At 52.3% G+C, this 19,285-nt stretch carries 18 protein-coding genes; 6 read left to right on the plus strand and 12 right to left on the minus strand.

What is annotated here, in order from left to right; all coding sequences use genetic code 11:
- Positions 1 to 58 precede the first annotated feature (58 nt).
- Positions 59 to 547 carry a hypothetical protein gene (locus PSE_RS01650; RefSeq protein ID WP_041767808.1) on the plus strand — a complete coding sequence of 163 codons (489 nt, stop codon included), beginning with the start codon at positions 59 to 61 and terminating at the stop codon, positions 545 to 547.
- 75 nt (positions 548 to 622) lie between these two features.
- Here the strand turns inward: PSE_RS01650 and PSE_RS01655 are convergent, their stop codons facing one another.
- From PSE_RS01655 to PSE_RS01700, 10 genes are all read right to left on the minus strand, one after another.
- Complete coding sequence (locus PSE_RS01655; RefSeq protein WP_208998063.1) at positions 623 to 1,948, minus strand: folylpolyglutamate synthase/dihydrofolate synthase family protein; 1,326 nt, start codon at positions 1,946 to 1,948, stop codon at positions 623 to 625.
- Between the two features lie 95 nt (positions 1,949 to 2,043).
- Positions 2,044 to 2,964, minus strand: coding sequence for an acetyl-CoA carboxylase, carboxyltransferase subunit beta (gene accD, locus PSE_RS01660; protein ID WP_014283279.1), 921 nt, complete (start codon positions 2,962 to 2,964; stop codon positions 2,044 to 2,046).
- Positions 2,965 to 3,036: 72 nt separating this feature from the next.
- Positions 3,037 to 3,867: a tryptophan synthase subunit alpha gene (gene trpA, locus PSE_RS01665; RefSeq protein WP_008550722.1), complete on the minus strand. Its 831-nt coding sequence runs from the start codon at positions 3,865 to 3,867 to the stop codon at positions 3,037 to 3,039.
- Between the two features lie 402 nt (positions 3,868 to 4,269).
- The gene (gene trpS, locus PSE_RS01670; protein WP_014283280.1) at positions 4,270 to 5,352 is read right to left on the minus strand and encodes a tryptophan--tRNA ligase; all 1,083 of its coding nucleotides are present in this window, start codon (positions 5,350 to 5,352) and stop codon (positions 4,270 to 4,272) included.
- Positions 5,353 to 5,514: 162 nt separating this feature from the next.
- Positions 5,515 to 7,068: a murein biosynthesis integral membrane protein MurJ gene (gene murJ / locus PSE_RS01675; protein ID WP_014283281.1), complete on the minus strand. Its 1,554-nt coding sequence runs from the start codon at positions 7,066 to 7,068 to the stop codon at positions 5,515 to 5,517.
- 6 nt (positions 7,069 to 7,074) lie between these two features.
- On the minus strand, positions 7,075 to 9,903 hold the full coding sequence (locus PSE_RS01680) for a [protein-PII] uridylyltransferase (RefSeq protein WP_014283282.1): 2,829 nt from the start codon (positions 9,901 to 9,903) through the stop codon (positions 7,075 to 7,077).
- A gap of 159 nt (positions 9,904 to 10,062) precedes the next feature.
- The gene (locus tag PSE_RS01685; RefSeq protein WP_008550300.1) at positions 10,063 to 10,434 is read right to left on the minus strand and encodes a helix-turn-helix domain-containing protein; all 372 of its coding nucleotides are present in this window, start codon (positions 10,432 to 10,434) and stop codon (positions 10,063 to 10,065) included.
- 18 nt (positions 10,435 to 10,452) lie between these two features.
- Positions 10,453 to 11,124 carry a Smr/MutS family protein gene (locus tag PSE_RS01690; RefSeq protein WP_014283283.1) on the minus strand — a complete coding sequence of 224 codons (672 nt, stop codon included), beginning with the start codon at positions 11,122 to 11,124 and terminating at the stop codon, positions 10,453 to 10,455.
- Positions 11,125 to 11,147: 23 nt separating this feature from the next.
- Positions 11,148 to 12,146 carry a murein transglycosylase A gene (locus PSE_RS01695; RefSeq protein WP_014283284.1) on the minus strand — a complete coding sequence of 333 codons (999 nt, stop codon included), beginning with the start codon at positions 12,144 to 12,146 and terminating at the stop codon, positions 11,148 to 11,150.
- A gap of 104 nt (positions 12,147 to 12,250) precedes the next feature.
- Complete coding sequence (locus PSE_RS01700; protein WP_014283285.1) at positions 12,251 to 12,997, minus strand: Tim44/TimA family putative adaptor protein; 747 nt, start codon at positions 12,995 to 12,997, stop codon at positions 12,251 to 12,253.
- A 294-nt stretch (positions 12,998 to 13,291) separates the two neighbouring features.
- Between PSE_RS01700 and PSE_RS01705 the strand changes: the two genes are divergently transcribed.
- A complete protein-coding gene (locus PSE_RS01705) occupies positions 13,292 to 13,822 on the plus strand; it encodes an FxsA family protein (RefSeq protein WP_014283286.1) in 531 nt (176 codons plus the stop codon).
- A gap of 10 nt (positions 13,823 to 13,832) precedes the next feature.
- On the opposite strand, the gene PSE_RS01710 is transcribed toward PSE_RS01705, so the two are convergent.
- Positions 13,833 to 15,026, minus strand: a complete 1,194-nt coding sequence (locus PSE_RS01710; RefSeq protein WP_208998064.1) for a serine hydrolase — start codon at positions 15,024 to 15,026, stop codon at positions 13,833 to 13,835.
- 225 nt (positions 15,027 to 15,251) lie between these two features.
- Between PSE_RS01710 and PSE_RS01715 the strand changes: the two genes are divergently transcribed.
- The 3 genes from PSE_RS01715 to PSE_RS01725 all read left to right on the plus strand — a co-directional run bounded on the left by PSE_RS01715 (position 15,252) and on the right by PSE_RS01725 (position 17,727).
- Complete coding sequence (locus tag PSE_RS01715; RefSeq protein ID WP_008550509.1) at positions 15,252 to 16,298, plus strand: acyltransferase family protein; 1,047 nt, start codon at positions 15,252 to 15,254, stop codon at positions 16,296 to 16,298.
- Between the two features lie 176 nt (positions 16,299 to 16,474).
- A complete protein-coding gene (locus PSE_RS01720; protein ID WP_014283289.1) occupies positions 16,475 to 17,251 on the plus strand; it encodes a DUF2092 domain-containing protein in 777 nt (258 codons plus the stop codon).
- Positions 17,248 to 17,727, plus strand: coding sequence for a hypothetical protein (locus tag PSE_RS01725; RefSeq protein WP_014283290.1), 480 nt, complete (start codon positions 17,248 to 17,250; stop codon positions 17,725 to 17,727). The genes PSE_RS01720 and PSE_RS01725 overlap by 4 nt, the downstream gene beginning before the upstream one ends.
- Before the next feature lie 95 nt (positions 17,728 to 17,822).
- On the opposite strand, the gene PSE_RS01730 is transcribed toward PSE_RS01725, so the two are convergent.
- Positions 17,823 to 18,593: an SDR family NAD(P)-dependent oxidoreductase gene (locus PSE_RS01730; RefSeq protein WP_041767810.1), complete on the minus strand. Its 771-nt coding sequence runs from the start codon at positions 18,591 to 18,593 to the stop codon at positions 17,823 to 17,825.
- A 77-nt stretch (positions 18,594 to 18,670) separates the two neighbouring features.
- Here PSE_RS01730 and PSE_RS01735 point away from each other — a divergent pair, with 77 nt between their 5' ends.
- Complete coding sequence (locus PSE_RS01735) at positions 18,671 to 19,282, plus strand: TetR/AcrR family transcriptional regulator (protein WP_208998065.1); 612 nt, start codon at positions 18,671 to 18,673, stop codon at positions 19,280 to 19,282.
- Positions 19,283 to 19,285: the final 3 nt, after the last annotated feature.

Raw genomic sequence — 19,285 nt, forward strand, 5'->3', positions numbered from 1 at the left:
TTCTGTTGATGCTACATTTGAGGAATGAGTTGGACTGCTTTAATGGAGTCAAAATGAAATGTTGAGTTTTTTTAAGACCTTATTGAAATCCGATACACAGCGAACTCTCGATGATATTCGTGTGACCATCGATATCTTAACAGAATTTGAGTCTGAAGATATGGGGCAGCTACTTTGTATTGCGACTGCCATGCGGAACAAGTACTCGCTAGAAATGGCACGTGGCCTCATAATTGATCCGGTAACGTTCAAAAAAGCGGCACCTAAAGATCGAACAAATGAGATGCTAAGAAAGACAAAACGCCTGCAAGATCAAGGTATGCTTTTGGACGCCGCCGCTGCCAAGATATGGCTGCATACCATGCAAACTTGCGATCACCCGGATTTATTGCCATTTGGCAAGCTGATGTGGAGCCAGATTAAAAGGGGTGTGCCATATGTTAACAGCGGATGGACGCAACTGATCTTACAGGATAGCTCGGTTTCAGATTGGAACTTGTCGGGTTTCGATTTAGTGCCGCTGTGCTTTCGTGATGAAGCAGTTTAGTATCACGAATTATGCTATTTGAAATTTCGCTAAAGAGCACTCTATGATTTATTTCGAGTCTGAATCGAATAAGTGTTACTCTGGCGGCGTGCCGTTTTTATCCAGCACTTCACCAGCAAGATAAAGTGAGCCGCCAAACAGAATGCGCGGCGCCTCTTCCTCATCCAATGACCGCCCGACAACCTCAGAGATTGCATCTTCCAGCGTCTCATGAGACGAGGCAGACAGACCTGCAGCCTGTGCAATCTCGGCCAGTTCTTCTGGAAAACGTCCCGCAGCCGTGGTCGTCAGCGGCACGCACATCACATGCTTCGCCAGTCCTTCAAACTGCTGAAAGAAACCTTCCGGATCCTTAGTATTCATCATGCCCATCACCAGAAAGGTCGGGCGCGAGGCCTTGTCAGTCAGGTCCGCAAGAAACGCCGAGATCACCTTCGCAGCGCCGGGGTTGTGTCCCCCATCCACCCAGATCTCTGTGTTCTCCGGCAGTCTCTCAAACAGCTTGCCTTCATAAAGCGGCTGCATCCGTGCTGGCCAGTTGATCGACCGCAGCGCTTTATCACAGGCCGCCCGCACCTCTTCACTCTCCAGCAAGCCCGCAGCGCGCAAAGCAGCCAAAGCAAGACCTGAGTTGGAAAGCTGATGGAACCCAGCAAGCTTTGGCGGAGAAAGGTCCAGCAGGCCAAACTCGTCCTGATAGACAAGCCGCCCGCCCTCTTCCCAGGCAGAAAACTCCTGCCCCTGGAACCAGATCGGCGCACGCACCCTGCCCGCCTTGTTCTCAATCACATCCCGAATAGTATCTGCCTGAGGCCCAACCACAACCGGACAACCCGGTTTGATAATACCGGCCTTTTCCAACGCAATGCCTTCAAGGCTGTCACCCAGAAAGTTCTCGTGATCTTTGGAAACTGGAGTAATGATGCTGACCAGCGGCTTTTCAATGACGTTGGTGGCATCCAGAACACCACCAAGACCAACCTCCAGAACCAGATAATCAGCCGGATTGTCAGCAAACAGGCAGAACGCAACAGCGGTCGTTGCTTCAAAGAACGTTAGCTCATGACCATCATTGGCCTTCTCCACCCGCTTAATCGCTTCCAGCAGTGGTTCATCTTCAACAAACCGACCTGTTGCTCCCAGCCGAACGCGCTCGTTAAAGCGAACCAGATGCGGGGAAGAGTAGACATGAACCGTCTTGCCCTGCGCCTCCAGAAGCGCACGAATGGACGCACCAGTAGAGCCTTTGCCGTTGGTACCTGCCACATGGAAAGTCGGTGGAATGCGCTTCTCTGGGTTTCCCAGCGCCTTGAGAACCCGATGCATGCGATCAAGGGACAAATCAATCTCGTCCGGATGAAGTTTCATCAAGCGATTAAGGGCAATATCGATCTTGTTCATAGGCTCTGCACCTGCTGGGAATTCAATAAAGAAAAAGCCCGGCACAGTATGCCGGACTTTTCAAAACAAGTCGTAAGTCCATAACCCGTAAGGATTTAGGAAGTCGCTGCAACCTCAGTACCTGCTTCTGGCTCTGCTGGCTTTTCATCAAGCACTGGCAACTGAGCGTCACGCTTCATCAGCAGGTTACATAGGTTGGATATGGTTTCTTTCAGCTCGTGACGGTGCACAACCATGTCGACCATGCCGTGATCACGCAGATATTCAGAGCGCTGGAAGCCTTCAGGAAGCTTCTCACGAATGGTCTGCTCAATCACACGCTGTCCAGCAAATCCGATCAGAGCATTTGGTTCGGCAATGTGTACATCACCCAGCATCGCGTAGGAAGCTGTTACACCACCGGTTGTCGGGTTGGTCAGCACCACGATGTAAGGCAAGCCAGCCTCACGAAGCATCTGCACGGTCACAGTTGTGCGCGGCAGCTGCATCAGGGAGAGAATGCCTTCCTGCATGCGCGCACCACCAGATGCAGCAAACATGACGAAAGGTGTTTTATGCTCAACAGCATATTCCATGCCGCGGATGATAGCTTCACCAGCTGCCATGCCTAGAGAACCACCCATGAAGGCGAAATCCTGCACTGCAGTGGTCATGTCATAGCCGTTCACCTTACCGTTCGCGACCACAACAGAGTCGGTCATGTCGGTCTTGGCTTTGGCGTCCTTCAGGCGGTCAACATATTTGCGCTGATCGCGGAACTTGAGAGGATCGACAGTAACTTCCGGAGTTTCGATCTTGGTGTACTCACCTTTGTCGAAGAAATACTCCAGGCGCTTCTTGCTGGAGATGCGCATGTGGAAGTTGGAGTTCGGCACGACCCACTGGTTTGCCTCAAGGTCGCGATGGAACACCATCTCGCCTGTTTCAGGGCACTTGATCCAAAGGTTTTCCGGTACTTCGCGCTTTTCGAGAAAGCTGCGGATTTTCGGCCGTACGACGTTGTTAATCCAGTTCACGGGCAGCCGCCTGTCTTTAATTTCGTTTTCGATTTTTAATGGCCATTAAACGGGCCATACGTAAAGCAATACTTATTTCCGAGCTTTTTCTACACCCACACGTAGTGAGCTCACAAGGTCGGTAACAGCAGCTTGTGTCTGATTTGTGGCTTTACCATTCTCATCAAGGCTCTTGCGAATTGCCTCAACAAGGATGGAGCCAACTACCACACCATCAGCGTGTTTGCCAATTTCCTCAGCCTGCTCAGCAGTTTTAATGCCGAAGCCAACGGCTACAGGAAGGTCTGTGTGGGATTTAATTCGTGTAACCGCCTGTGCAACGGCGGTTGTGTCTGCAGCAGCAGATCCGGTAACACCGGTAACGGACACGTAATAAACGAATCCAGAGGTGTTCGCCAGAACGGTTGGCAGGCGCTTGTCGTCAGTTGTTGGTGTGGTCAGGCGAATGAAGTTTACACCGCCCTCAATTGCCGGAATGCAGAGTTCATCATCTGCCTCAGCAGGCACATCAACAACAATCAGGCCATCAACGCCAGCTTCGCGCGCTTCTTTCACAAACGCTGCGCTGCCGCGTACATAGATCGGGTTGTAATAACCCATCAGAACGATTGGGGTGTCATTGTCCTTTTTACGGAACTCACGCACCATCTGAAGGGTCTTGTCCATGGTGTGACCATGCGCCAGAGAGCGCTGAGTCGCCAGCTGGATTGGAACACCTTCAGCCATCGGGTCGGAAAACGGCATGCCAAGCTCGATAACATCACTGCCTGCTTCCGGAAGAGCATCCAGAATAGCTTGTGAGGTGGCGAGGTCCGGGTCTCCAGCCGTAATAAAAGTTACGAGTGCAGGACGACCTTCAGCCTTGAGCTTTGCGAAGCGTCGATCAATACGAGTTTCAATCATTCATCCGACCATCTGATGTATTGGGGCAAGCCCCACCAATCAATCAGCAAGGATGTAGGGGTGCAACTAGCCCCATGTCAATAAACACAGCGCAAATAGAATGCGTTTCTGGCGATTTTTATGAGAAATAGACAACAGCTCCAGAGAATATCCAGCGATATAGACTCGTGAAGGCGGCGATTAACCATTACGTCAATCAAACTATTGCCTTTTCTGATCTTGTGAGTGCGCCAGTAGAAGCCGTCACAACACTCCGGAAAACAAAAAAGCCGCAGATGATCTGCGGCTTTCTGACAGCGTATCTCCGAAAAGTGGAAACCGGTTTTCGGATAAAGATACGTGAGAGTAAAAAATGAAAGCAGTTCAAATATGAACTGCTTTCATCTTGAAACTAAACGCAAATTAGGTGCGGCGGCTTTCAAGGAAGCCAACAATGCGGCGTACATCGTGCAGCACTGGCTCTGCGATTTCCGCAGCGCGCTCAGCACCATCACGAAGAACAGCATCAACGCTTGCAGGATCGTCCATGATCCGGCGCATTTCGTTGTTCATTGGCGCCAGTTTCTCAACCGCTAGCTCAGAAAGAGCAGGCTTGAACGCTGAGAATTGCTGACCGCCGAACTCGCCCAGAACCTCTGCTTTGGACTTGCCAGCAAGAGCCGCGTAAATGCCAACAAGGTTGTCAGCTTCCGCACGACCTTCCAGACCATCCACTTCACTTGGAAGAGCCTCAGGGTCTGTCTTTGCTTTTCTGATCTTCTTCGCAATGGTGTCCTGATCATCAGTCAGGTTGATGCGGGAAAGATCAGAAGGATCAGATTTAGACATCTTCTTGTTGCCGTCACGCAGGCTCATGATACGGGTCGCAGGACCGGTAATCATCGGCTCGGTGATCGGGAAGTACAGCTCATCTGGTGCTTCGTGAGAAGGCTCAGGGTTTGGAACACCCAGACCCAGCTCTTTGATGCGCTCTGCAAAGTCGTTGTTGAACTTCTGCGCGATATCTCGGGTCAGCTCAAGGTGCTGCTTCTGGTCATCGCCAACCGGAACGTGGGTTGCACGGTAAGCCAGAATGTCTGCTGCCATCAGGTTTGGATAAGCAAACAGACCAACGGAAGCGTTTTCCGCGTTCTTCCCTGCTTTGTCCTTGAACTGTGTCATACGCTTCAGCCAGCCCATACGAGCAATACAGTTGAAGATCCATGCCAGTTCAGCATGTTCTTTCACCTGACTCTGGTTAAAGATGATCGACTTCTTCGGATCAACACCGGCTGCGAGGTAAGCAGCTGTTACTTCGCGGGTCTGCTGCGTCAGCTCGGCAGGATCCTGCCAGACTGTGATCGCGTGCATGTCAACGATGGAGAAGATAGTCGGCATCTGGTCCTGAAGCGGAACAAAGCGGACAATCGCACCAAGGTAGTTACCGAGGTGGAGGTTTCCGGTTGGTTGTACACCGGAGAAAACGCGAGGCTGAAACGCCGTCATAACAAATATCCCTAGGCTTGGGCCTGTTGGAAGGGCCAGTGGGTTGCGCGAGCATAGATTGAATGGGTGACAAACAAACTAGGACAGCCCGCGCAGAGTAAGCCCGGTGGTTATGACTGCGCTTTTGCGTATGCGCAAGTGCTTTACAAAGCCGGAAAGCCGTTATCGCCGCAATTTCTGCAATTGTGCGCGAAAATCTACAGTGCCGGTCAGCTGTACCAGAATTCCAAAGGAAACCAGTCCGATAGCGACCAGAATGATAAGCTCACTGGCGCGTACCACAAACAGGTTGGAGGCTGATAGCGGTTCAAGAACAAGCGTGCCGCCATAAACCACAATGCCCATCAACGCGCTGGCAAAACCCAATAGAGGAATTCTCTTCATCAATGCGCTGTCGATGACGAAATGACCACGCCGCCAAAGTACAAACGCCAGCAAGCTGGTGTTGACCCACCCTGCAGCCGTCGTGCCGATTGCAATGCCGACGTGCTTGAAGGCAGGGAACAGCAGGATCGACAGGGCAACGTTCACCACCATACCCACGGCAGCAAAGTACATCGGTGTCTTGGTGTCTTCCCGTGCAAAGAAGCCCGGAGACAGCACCTTGTTCAGCACAAATGCTGGCAAACCAACGGAAAATGCCATCAACGCCAGAGCTGTTTGCTCAACAGCCGCATCAGTAAACTGACCACGTTGGAACAGCACTGCGATCACAGTGTCGGGAATAATCACGAGCGCAACAGCAGCCGGAAGCGTCAGCGCAAGAGCAAACTCCATGGATCGGTTTTGCGTATGATAAACCAGCTCTTCCTGCCCAGAGCGCAACTGGCGCGTCAGGCTTGGTAACAGCACCACGCCAATCGCAATGCCCACCACACCAAGAGGCAGCTGATAGATCCGGTCCGCGTAGTAAAGGTATGAATTGGCACTGCTTTCCAGCGATGCGATGATTGTGCCGACCGTAATGTTAATCTGGGTAATCCCCCCGGCAATCACACCGGGAACTCCCAGCACCAACAGGCGCTTAACACCGGGTGTCCAACGCGGCCGCATAATCGGAACGCTGAACCCAAGCCGCTTCATGCCAATGGCAACAACAGCCAGCTGAACAACGCCAGCAACTGCAACACCAACCACCAGCAACACACCGGTGGTCTGGTTCGGCTCCATGCCATAAAACCCGATGCCAGCCAACACCGCCATCATCACCACATTGAGCATGACGGGCGCCATCGCAGCAGCCAGAAATCGCTGAAATGTATTGAGAATTCCGCTGATAAAAGCGAGCAATGACATAAACAGCAAATACGGAAAAGCAATCCGTGACATCAAAACGGTGAGGTCAAACTTTGCCGGATCAGAATAGTAGCCCGGTGCCAGCAGATGCACGAGCAATGGCATAAACACTTCGGCCAGCGCGAGGATAACAACCAGCGTCCAGAACAGAGCTGCTGCGATTTCACCCGCAAACTGCCGTGCGCCGTGCTCGCCATCCTCCTCAACAGAGCGGCCAAACAGCGGTATGAAGGCTGAATTGAATGCACCTTCCGCGAACAAACGGCGGAACAGGTTCGGCAACCGAAAAGCCACTACAAAAGCATCCGCAACGGGGCCGGTGCCCACAAAGGCAGCCAACATCACGTCTCGCCCGAAGCCGCAAAGGCGGCTTAGCATCGTCGCGCCACCAACCGTGGCGAAGCTCTTGAAAAGGCTCATATAAAATTACTTACCTGTAAGTTTTTGCGGTCTACGGCGTGAGCTCATAGGTGCTTTTTGTGGCTTTTTACCGTCAAATGCATTTTTAAGTCTATCGCGAATAGATTCCTGACGGCCCACATTGTGAACTTTCTGGCCGGTCAGATCCGTCACATAAAATACGTCCACCGCCTTCTCCCCAAACGTTCCAACATGTGCGCTGGCAATGTTAAGGTTCAATGCGGAAATCTCGGTGGTCAGGTCAGAAAGCAAACCAGGCCGATCAAGACCGGTCACTTCAAGAACCGTGTAGTTTTCAGACCATGAATTGCTAACCAAAACAGTCGTTTGCAGGGAAAATGCCTTACTTCGTGCATTCGGCTTTTTTGCCAACCCCTTCACTTCCGGTACCGGTGCAGTTCCACGCAATGCCTCTTTGATCAGACAGCAAATCCGCTCCCCGCGACGATACTCATCATCATCTTCCGGCAGCTCACGACTGATATAGATCGTATCTAGCGCGAGGCCGTCCTTCGTGGTGTCGATATGCGCATCCACAATGTTGGCACCAGCTGCGAAACAGGCCTGCGCGATCGTGGAAAGAAGCCGCGGGTGATCAGGCGCCAGAACGGTAATTTCTGTAACACCTTCAAAGGCATGCGGCTTTACAGCAGTCGCCAGATGCTCTTCTTCCGCATCCGTCATTCGGATCAGGTTGGCATGGTTGATCTTACTCTTCAGATCAACGCGCAGCCAATAAGCCGGATAGTGACGGTTGAGGTAGTTATCAAGCTCCTCATCGGACCAACCTTCCAGCTTCTCAGCCAGCTCTTGTTTAGCAAAATCAACACGTTGCTGCTGACTCATGCGACCATGACCACCGCTGAGAATAGTCTCGCTCTCATAATAGAGCGTCCGCAGCAGCTGCCCTTTCCAGCCATTGAACACATTGGGACCTACAGCCCGGATGTCTGCAACGGTCAAAATCAGCAGCAGCTGTAAGCGCTCTAGACTCTGCACTTTGCGGCAGAAATCCTTGATGGTTTTAGGATCACTCAAGTCGCGAGACTGTGCGACGGTGCTCATCTCCAGATGCTGTTCAATGAGCCAGGCCACCGTATCGGTTTCTGCGGGAGAAAGCCCCAGACGCGGGCAAATCTTGCGCGCTATCTTCGCTCCAGCAATGGAGTGATCCTCAGGCCGCCCCTTCGCCACATCATGCAAAAGCATTGCAACATAAAGAACTTTTCGGCTGTGAACCGATTTGATCAGGTCTGTCGCCAAAGGATGACTATCCCCGCCCATCCCGCGCTCAATTTCAGAAAGCACACCGATGGATCGGATGAGATGTTCGTCAACGGTGTAGTGGTGATACATGTTGAACTGCATCATCGCCACGACCTTCCGGAACTCCGGCAGGAACTGTCCGAGAATGGATGACTCGTTCATCGCGCGCAGAACGGTTTCCGGATCGCTGCGACTGGTCAGGATTTTCAGGAACAGCCTGTTCGCCTGTTCATTCTTGCGGAAGTCAGCATTGATCAAACGGCGGGATCGACGAACTAATTTCAGCAATTCCGGATGCATATCCAGATTGGTTTTGTCGATCAGATAGAAAACACGGATCAGATTGACCGGGTCTTTTTCAAAGATATCCTCTTTCGCCGCAACGATACGTCCATTCTCGACGAGGAAGTCCCTGGTACCCTTGATAGATCGCCGTTTATGCTTGCTGCCCGGTACAAAACTCCCCAAAAACCGCGAGATACTCGGAGCAGACTTCACATGCTGCTCCTCCAGTGCCGCAGCGAAAATCCGGGTCAGATCACCAACGTCCTTTGCCACAAGGAAGTAATGCTTCATGAACCGCTCAACAGCACGCATGCCGGGGTGGTCCATATAGCCGAGCCGGTCAGCGATTTCTCGTTGCACATCAAAGCTTAAGCGCTCTTCAGGCCGGTTCGTGAGAAAATGCAGATGACAGCGCACAGCCCAGAGAAAGTCCTGACTCTTTCGGAACCGATTCAATACCCGCCGGGAGAAGACACCCTTCTCAACCAAACCTAAGCCATTGGGAACACGATAGAAATACTTGGCGATCCAGAACAGCGTGTTCAGATCACGCATCCCGCCCTTACCTTCTTTGACATTCGGCTCCACCAGATAGCGCGAAGCACCATGCCGCTCATGCCGATCATCCCTTTCAGCCAGCTTGGCTGCGATGAACTCCGGCCCGGAACCTGAAACGATTTCCTTATCGAAGCGCTTGGTAAGCTCTTGAAATAACTCAAGATCACCCCACACATACCGCGCTTCCAGAATGGCTGTTCGCACGGTCATATCTTCCCGGCACTGCTTGATGGTCTCATCAAGATTGCGGGTTGAGTGGCCGACTTTCAGGCCCATGTCCCAGAGCATGTAGAGGATGAACTCAACGACCTGATCACCCCAGGGCGTTTGCTTGTATGGCCAGAGGAAAAGCAGGTCCACATCTGAGTGCGGCGCCAATGTTCCACGACCATAACCACCAACGGCGATCACACTGATGCGTTCGGACTTCGTTGGATTTTCAACGGGATAGACATGTGTAACCGCAAAATCATAGATCACCTGAATGATCATATCCTGCACGCAGGAGAGGCGCTCAGAACAACGGCGTCCCTGCCCGTCATCCATCAGGAGTTTTTCGATTTCCTTGCGGGCTTCTTTGTGAGTGGATTTCAGTTTGGTCAGAACTTCACTGCGCAGCTTAAAGCTGCTGCCGTCGCCATCGTACTTTTCAACCAGCTTGTTCAGTTCGTTGAGAAGCGATTTGGGATCAACCAGTTGATCCACTTTGAGTTCTTCAGGCGTCATATCAGCAGTCCACTTCAAAAGTCAGCACACTGACTTTACAGAGCTTTGCCTGCTTAGACTACAGCGTATCTCCGAAAAGTGGGCATCGGTTTTTGGACAAAGATACGCAAAAAGCGAATCCTAAAGCAGTTCATTTTCGTCAGCTAAATACGAACTGCTTTAGATATTGTCGCGAGAGCTAACCACTCTTAACTGGTGAATGAGATGCTCAAGGGATTCTTCGGAAAGACCATTGATCTTGGAAGCCAGCATGTTGGTCAGCTCGGTCGCCCGAGGTGTTAGGCCACCTGTATCGATGGTGATCTTCGGGTTGGAAAGTTCCGCAAGCCGTTGAAGTTCCTCAGCTTCATCCCAGATCACATTGAAGTAAGTGATGATGCGCTGAACCATGTACCAGGTTGGGGTACCGCGCTTGCCGTGTTCAAGCGCGCTCAGGTAGGCTGAGGAAACTGAAAGGGCCTCCGCCATCTCCTTAAGGGTAATGTTCTGCTTTGCCCGCAGCTCCCTAACCTTGGCTCCAAAAGGTGTCATCCTGCTGAAATTCCTAAGCTATTTCTTGCGCTTGCGGATGCGAACGTAAAGCGCACCGCTGCCCCCATGCGAAACGTGAGCTTGGTCGAAGCCTACCACACAGCTGCGCATATCAGGAAGAGAAAGCCACTGCGGCACCATTCTGCGCAGAACACCACGATCGTCACCGTATGGACTATGTGAGTTATCCAGCCCCTTACCGGTGATCACCAGCACCAGTGAATAGCCCATGGCTTGCGATTGATAGATGAACGAGGTTAAGCGTTGGTGCGCCTGATATTGCGTCAGACCATGAAGGTCGATCCGCGCATCGATATAGCCCTTCCCTCCGCGAACAACTTTCTTGCGCTCTTTCTTGTTCAGCGGCGAAAGTGGAGGAATTGGTGGTACAACCGGCGTCGGTGGAGTGTAGTCTGGAGCCGTCTTCCCTTTGTAACCACGCGACTTTTTCGCCTGTGGCTTCGGCGGAGAGACAAGTTGCGGCTTCAGCTCCGGCTGAGGTGCTTCAGCGGTCTGTGCGTTGATAAGTGGTTGATCTGGTTCGGAAAGCTGCGTTGTGTCTTCCAGCAGGTCGGAAAGGCGCTCTTGATGCCACGGAGTCAGAGTGGCTTTCACCCTGTTCCACAAGCGCTTATCTGCTTCCGTCAGCTGCTTTGTCTTGGCTCGCTTTGTGCGATCACCATTCGTCATCTATCCGATCCGTCCACGATCATTTATTCTTTTGGAACAAGGAGATAGAATTCCGCACGGTGACGGATATTCCCGGCAATCGCACCTGCCTCTGCACCACTTCCAACATAGATATCGCCGCGCGCCGGGCCTTTGATAGCTGACCCGGTGTCCTGGGCAACCATCAGCTTGGCGAAGCGATCACCTGATTTGTCGTAGGTCCTTAACTCACTAGAGACAAAAATTAAACTGCCATATGTGTGCAGATCATCATCAATTGCCAGTGATCTCAGGTCCGTAAGCGCTGTTCCTGCACCTCCAATGGCAGCAACCTCAACGTTTTCCGGAGATTGTAACTCAAAGAAGATGTAGGATTTATTGTGCCGGAACACGTCTTTTTGCTGAGATGGGTTCGCGGATAACCATGCCCGAAGCGCATCCATGCCCATGTTTTCGCGGGTGATTTCGCCCCGCTCAATGAGGACACGGCCAATCGCGGTGTAATCATGGCCGGACTTGCCGGCAAACGCCAAGCGGCGCAGCTCGCCATTGGTCAGGCGAACCCGCGCAGAACCCTGAACAGCTGTAAAAAATGCATCTATCAGGTCTTTCACCCAAAGCACTTCAAGGCCCATTCCATCCAGTGCGCCATCCATAACATCCCCGCGCGTTGGCATCACTTTCAGGTTCTTCGGATAACCGTGAAGGGGGACAACATATTCGCCAGTGCGAACAAGCGAGCCTTCCAGCTCTGGCATATAATAGCCGGTCACAAATCCGTCGTCCTCAACGCGGCGGAACGTAAAGTACTGTTCCAGAAAGGCTTTTGCTTCTCGTCCGTCGTTTGCGTTGATTTTGCGCGATTTTGCGCAGATAGCGCGTAATTTTGCGTCGCTAATGCCAAACGCTTTGGTCGGCAGCGTTCGGCCCTCGCTTCCTTCACAATGCGCTACAAATGCGGAAAGGGCCGCAGAGTGATCATCTGCAGCCCATCCTTCGATTTCGTTGGGATCAAGTGGCCCGGAGAGCTTCGCGCTTCGCATGGTCCTATGGTCATTTCCTAGGGTAGCTGTAGCAGCAGAACTTATCCCCGCCGCGACGGTGAGAGTCATAATGAACCTCACTACGCCGCGAGAGAAAGAAAACGTCATGCAGATTCAGTTGCAACCAGTTTCCAGTTTGGATCGTTCACGCCAGTCACACGAGCGAAGGTCCAGATGTCGGTCAGCTCGCTCACCGCTGTTGGGTCACCATCTACGATACGGTTTTCAGAATCCCGTGTCGCGGTGATCAGCTGGCTCTTGAAGCGAACAGTCACTTCAGCAAGGCTATCTTTCTGGTTGAACACAGCTTCCACGATGTCAGCCTTGTCAATGCCCACGAAGGTGGACTCAACACGCTCATTGCGGCTTTCACGGTCATCAATCGCTGCGGAGAAACCGGTGAACACCTCTAGAGAAAGCAGGTCTTTGAGCGTACGGCGATCACCCTGAGCAAACGACATCAGAATGATCTCGTAAGCGCCACGGGCACCCTCAACGAACTCTTTTGGATTGAAAGACGGCTCAGCTTTCCAGATTTCACGCAGGCCGTGGTTCAGATCAGTGCCCTTCTTGGCAACTTTGTCGATCTCGGCCTCAATCTGTTCGCGAGCTTCACGCTCAGCGCGCTCAGGGTCATGGTGAACATGTTCACTGCCTGGAAGAGGAATAACATTGTCCTCATTCTCAGGTGCCTGAGTCTTTTGAGAGTCTTGTTTTTGCTGGGCAGAATACGGGTCAAAAGGTTGACGCTCGTTACCGGTGCGATTGCCCAAAACGGAGCGTAACCGCAGGAAAATAACAACTGCCGCAATAAGGAAGATGATGTTGTAGACGTCGAATATTTCGTTCATTCCGAGTACCGACCGGTCCTTTACTCGTTGGCTGCCAGGCGCCGATGATCAAATGCTTTAGATATCTAGATAAGGTGCTCTAACTCATTTTTACAGGCTCTGTCACTAATTTAAGGTTTCTATCAGCAACATCCAGCTATTTCGTGTTCATCCCAACGCCTTTTTAAGGTCTTAACACGCAAGTATAAGCTTAAATCAGTCATTGCAATTCTGCAGAAACAACCCACTATATGAAAGATCACTTCAAATTGAGGTGATCAACAAACACAATAGACCTGAACCAACGCGGACGCTATGCCACTCGGACTTATCATTCTTGCCTGTTTCATTCTGCTGCCAACTATTGAGATCTATCTCTTTATTGAAGTCGGAAGTGTCATCGGCGCAATCCCAACCATCCTGCTGACTGTAGCTTCCGCAGCTGCCGGCACGTATATGCTGCGCCAGCAAGGTCTGTCTTTGCTCATGCGCATGCGGGCCGAAATGGATGCTGGCCGGGTTCCAAGTCACGAGATGATGCATGGCGCCATGATCGTCTTTGCAGGCCTCATGTTGTTGATCCCAGGCTTCTTTACAGATGCGATCGGCCTTCTGCTGTTTATCCCGCCAGTGCGTGAGGTCATCGGCAACTATCTGGCGCGTCACGTGAAGGTGCAGAACATTCACGTCAATCCGGGCTACCGCCGTCAGGATGGAACTGTAGACCTGAATGAAGACGAGTGGAGCTCCTCTCGTCACGGTGAAGAGGACACCCCGTCCCGCCCTCGCTCAAATGATCCGGACCAGATCAGCCCATGGTCTGGTGATGACGACAAGCGTCGCTAATCAGCAAAGCTTACTGGAGAGCCGCCTGAACAGAGGCCGGGCTCTCCAACAGTGTCGCGACCAACGCCAGCAGATAAGTAATATTCAGCTCCTGCTCATCATTCCACGTGGTTGAAAAACACCAGCTGTTGCCGTCGTCATCTTCCAGCGCATACGTCATGTTGAGTACGCCGATCTCGCTACCGCCCTTATAAGCGTAGGCCACCCAGTTATCCGGCTCTGCAACGCCCGGGTTCACGAAAATCCCTTTGATATCCTTCACTTTCCTCACGATCTTGCAAAGCTCGCGATTGGAAATGTACCACTCGATACCTTCCGTCAAAGGCACGGAAACCTTGTTGATTGGGGGCAGCTGAGCAGGCAATGCCGCAAGAATGCGCGCCCGTTCTTCTGGTCCGGCCTGACGATAAGCCTCTGCGGTTTTCTCATCGGCTTTTAAGTGAAACAGCTGCTGCGTGGTCAGCGCCGGTGAGGTTTCTCCCGGCAGCATCACATTTTCCTGTCCCACCAGATCCATCAGCAAGTCGGTGGCGGTGTTGTCGGAGATCTCGATCATATTGCGGGCCACATCCAACAAAACGAACTTCTTGCCAACCGGCTCGTTCTGCATCGTTCCACCCGGATACGAGATATGCCGTTGTTCAAGTGTGATTTTCTCCTGCCAGCTCAGGTCTCCATCTCTTACCCGCTGTGCCAGCTGGTCCAACACATAAAGCTTGAAGGCAGATCCGACGGCGAGCCGGTCATCACTGTTATGCTCCGCATGCACCTTGTCGTTCTGCATCAGCAAAAAGCTCTGTTTAGGCGCTTGCTGCTTCATGTGGTCCAGCAAGTCTTCATGCTTCACGTCCTTCACCAGCGCAAACCGAAACAGCAGGCCCGTCAGTTGGCCATCCTTGTTCTGCTTCAAAAGCGTTGGGATTGTGTAGGATTTCGTCTCAACGAGAAACTTATGCGGATCTTGCGTTGGCGCCACATCAACTGCAGGACCATAAATCGAGCGCTGTTCTGAAAGAATGGAAACCAGCAGCTCTTTTGGGATCTTCTTGTAGACCTCCGGCGCAAAATCATCGGCGTCAAACTCAGGCCCATTCCAGACTTTCTTGAGTACGTCCACCGGGCTCTTCGCCTCTTGCGCACCAGCAGAACCCGAGGCCACCACAAGCACCAGTAGAGCGCATAACGCCTTAAAATAACTAAGCAATTGCATCTCCAGAATATCTACTCGAAGTATATGCATCCTAGGCACATAAAAACTAACATTACCTTAGGTGAAGAGGCGGCCAGTCACCCCGAAACAACTCCTCGTGCCCTCTCAAAGACCCTGCCGGTAACCAACAAATAAAGTTGAAGAGAACCACGCTAGTATTCACGACCCTTAAAACTTATAATTGCACGAATTAATTAGTGTATTTGTGGGCGGGATTACATGGCGGCGCATCAAACCTCCAGTCGAGTGGATTGGGTCGACTACGCGAAAGGCTTCTGTATCTTTCTCGTGGTGATGATGCATTCAACCCTTGGGGTTGGTAGCGCCATTGGCGAAATGGGCTTCATGGGTGACATCGTTGCTTTCGCTAAACCCTTCCGTATGCCGGACTTTTTCATGATCTCCGGCCTCTTCCTCGCCCTGACACTCGACCGGGACTGGCGCCTGTATCTGGACCGCAAAGTGGTCCACTTCTTCTACTTCTACATTCTCTGGCTCACCATCCAATTTGGAATGAAGGCACCGTCCTTTGCTGCCGAGTTCGGCTGGGATGGCGTGTTGATGCACTACGCACTCGCCTTTGTGCAGCCCTTTGGAACTCTATGGTTCATCTACGCTCTACCGGTCTTCTTCGTCATCACCAAGCTGCTGCATTCGCTAAAAGTGCCATGGCAGGTGACCATGCTGGTCGCTGCGGGCCTTCAGATCAGCCAGGTGCACACCGGTTCCGTGCTGATTGACGAAACCGCCTCCCGCTTCGTGTTCTTCTTCGCAGGCTATGTGTTCGCGCAAAAGATCTTCGTGATTGCTGATTGGGTGCGCGAGAACACCATGAAAGGCCTGGCCTTTGTCTTCGTCTGGGCCGTGGTCAATGGCCTCTTCGTCGGCTACGGCTACGCCGATCTGCCCTTTGCGTCTCTGGCACTCGGTGGACTGGGCGCACTAGCGGTGATCACCGTCTCAGCGCTTCTGTCCAAGGTCAAAGCGCTGGATCTGCTCCGCTACATGGGCAAGAACTCCATCGTGATCTATCTTTCCTTCTTCTTCCCAATGGCCGTGTCCCGTACCATCCTGCTGAAGCTGGGCATTATTGAAGATGCTGGCCTGATCTCGCTGATCGTCACCTGCACGGCGACCATTGCACCAATGATCCTGTTCTGGCTGATCAATAAACTCGGATACGGCCAGTTCCTGTTCAAACGACCAGCATGGGCCTACATCGCAGAAATGCCACGCGCCAAAAGCCCTGCACCCTCACCAACCTGAGCGCAGTGCTAAATGCTGATTTTGTGAGCCCTCGAAGCATCTGCTGTCGGGGGCTTTTCCTATCAAGCCGCAGCACGGCCAATTTTAGCGGTTGGGTTCAGAAGGTCTTTCCGGTCTTTGCTTAGTGTTTCCCGTGAAACAGCTATTCGCGTGACAAGATCAGGGAAGACACATCCATGAAACTCGGGGCTCTCAGGGTTCTGCCGCTACTTCTCATTTTGATCGCCATTGGCTGGCTGGAGCTGCGCCCCTTCCCGGCTGTTGCGCAAAAAGAGGACAAAGCCCGGCAAATCCTCCACGAGACCATCGAGAAGTTTCAAGATATCAAGCAGATGACGTTCACGGTCTATGCCAGTGAAGAGCGTATCTTCAAAGACATGGTGCCACTCAACTTCGTCTTCGAATACACGGTCAACATCCTTGGTCAGGGTGACCTTAAAATCGATCTCCCGCGCCCGAACGGGGTCAGCGAAATCTACCTCGACGACGGCATCATCACCTACTTCGACAAAACGCGGAACATCTACACGCAGGGCGACTTCAACGGCACCGCCTCAGAGTTGATCGAAGTCCTGCGTAATGACTTCCAGCTCACCCTGCCTGGCATAGATCTGGTCAACCCGGAACTGGATAAGATGGTCGATGAGCTGACAACCCGCTCCGTCTATGTGGGCCGCGAAGTCCTGCCAGAAGGCGTCGCCCATCATCTCGCCTTCTTTAACGACGAAGTAGATTGGCAGCTATGGGTCTACGAAGACACCGGCCTGCCCGGCTATCTTATTATCACCTATAAGGAAATCGGCGGGCTGCCTCAAACGCACCTGTCATATCGGGGATGGAACCTTGATCCCCAGTTGCAGCCGGAAGACTTCAGGTTCCTGGCACCAGAAGGTGCAGAACGCTTCAGCCTGCCCGCCCTTTCAGCAGTAGAAAACGGAGGGAACTCAAGATGAGTTGCTCCACCACCCATCTCTTCGGTCAGGCCTCCAGAACGCTGGCCATGCTGGCCCTTCTCTCCGGCTTCAGCTTCTCTGCAGCTCAGGCTCAGGAAACCCCACCTCCACCCAAACAGGCCACGCCTGCTGAGGTCGTTGAGTGTGAAGAAGACTTTATGAAGCGCGAGGGCAAGACGGATCTGGGCACTTCCCAATACCGCGACAAGATCCGCGATCTTTGCAACAAATCCGTCCTCGGCGCGCAAAAATCTGAGAACGGCAACGAACCCGCCACCAACGATTACTACTTCAGCGGCGATAACAGCGGCTTCGTCTATGACCTCAGCGACGAATGCCAGCAAGTGCGCATTCAGGATGAACTCATCTTCATCTGCCCGGAAGGCAAATACAAACCCACCATCCGCAACAACCGCACCGGATTCATGCCTTACACCGAGCCCACCGAACCCATCCGCCCCGGCGAAAAGCCGTGAGGAAAATCGCGGGTTAGCGCCCTCTTTGCTCGCTGTACTTGTCAGTCTGACCCAATGCCCAACTGCGAGGATGCCCCATCCTCTGTTTTGGACTTTTACGCCTGACAGAACGCTCTTCGTGTAGCCTTCAACATCATTCGTCGGGGCAAAATTGCTGATAAAATCAAAAGCATACGCTCTGTAGGCGTCGTAATTGTAAGACGGTGTGGAGGCTTGTCTGACATGCAAGCACGAACAACCAAATCTGCAAATCGCTCCGGGTCATTTCCGCTTTCTTCGCTTTTCGCCATGCTGTTAATCGCACGTGTTGTGGAAGGCTCATAGGGGTCGTTGTCGGATGGACTTCGCCGTCTCGCTGCACCAAAGTCAGTTTGATGATCTCCCGGTTCCACCAGCATAACGTGGAGCCCGAAAGGGGCGACCTCCATAGATAAGGCCGCCGCATAATTCGCAATCGCGGCTTTGGATGCGCTGTAAAGTGCTTGAAAAGGAATTGGGAGCCGTGATGCTATAGAGCCAATAATCACAATCGTTCCTGAACGCCTTTTTCGCATATCAGGAAGAAAGGCGCGTACCATTCTATCAACGCCGAGTAAGTTGGTATCGATCTGTCGAGCAGCTTCGGAAGCAGCTGTCATTTCGATAGGGCCAGCGATGCCAGAACCCGCATTCAATATCAAACAATCGGGGACAAGGTTGATGCGGTTGCGAAGTGCAATCACAGAATCTTCGTCGCACACATCAAGTTCTTCTAGGGTACCTCCATGGCGAGATGTACCAATCGCTTGCCACCCGTTTACTGTAAAAGCTTTTAGCATCGCGGCACCCAGCCCTTTGGAGGCACCGGAAATTAAAACAGAATTCATGAGTAATTCTCCAGACTTTAAATATGTTATCAATGGTAACATTGGTTGAGGTTATCTGGTCAAGTGGAAAGTTATCAATGGTAACATCGAGGCAAGAAAAACAAACTCCGGGCACATCAGAATATCATCACGGAGGACTGCGTGAGGCGCTTCTGGATGCTGTCGAAGCTCAGTTGCCTGAAAAGGGGCCTGAGGGTGTAAGTTTACGGGCTGCAGCCAAGCATGCAGGTGTCTCCTCTGCTGCAGCTTTCAGGCACTTTAAAGACAAACGGGCTGTGATGACGGCAGTTGCTGTCCGCGCACACCGCGGAATGGCGGAGCATATGGAAACGGCGGCCACTGAAGCGCGCAGTGCGGGGCTCTCGGCATTTTCCGCTAAGGGGCGGGCCTATCTGGACTTTGCTCTTTCTGAACCTGCCAAATTCAAAACAATGTTCCGCACGGCATTGCTGGATGAGACCGATGTGGATTTAGTCGAAGCAGAGGCCCGCATGACGCGCTTATTGCTGAACGGTGCTGGTGAAGATGAAAAACATGCTGAAATCCCAGCGAAATCCCTGCTTGCATGGGGAGCCGTGCACGGCCTGGCAATGCTCTCTATTGAGGGTGGACTACCAAACACAGCCACAAAGGATAATCGCTCAGCAATTCTGGAAGCATTAGAGCTGTTAGAACCGCAGGATGAGTGAGAG

It is taken from the genome of Pseudovibrio sp. FO-BEG1, assembly GCF_000236645.1.
Lineage (GTDB): Bacteria > Pseudomonadota > Alphaproteobacteria > Rhizobiales > Stappiaceae > Pseudovibrio.